At 56.7% G+C, this 245-nt stretch carries 1 rRNA gene; it reads left to right on the forward strand.

Annotation, left to right across the window (positions count from 1 at the left end):
• A 16S ribosomal RNA gene (locus tag ACTHS3_RS18395) occupies positions 1-245 on the forward strand; the annotation flags it as partial.

The raw sequence follows: 245 nt of genomic DNA on the forward strand, positions 1-245 counted from the left end.
GATGACGGCCTTCGGGTTGTAAACCTCTTTCAGTACCGACGAAGCGCAAGTGACGGTAGGTACAGAAGAAGGACCGGCCAACTACGTGCCAGCAGCCGCGGTAATACGTAGGGTCCGAGCGTTGTCCGGAATTACTGGGCGTAAAGAGCTCGTAGGTGGTTTGTCGCGTTGTCCGTGAAAACTCACAACTCAATTGTGGGCGTGCGGGCGATACGGGCAGACTGGAGTACTGCAGGGGAGACTGG

This window comes from Neisseria sp. P0009.S007 (genome assembly GCF_051962515.1).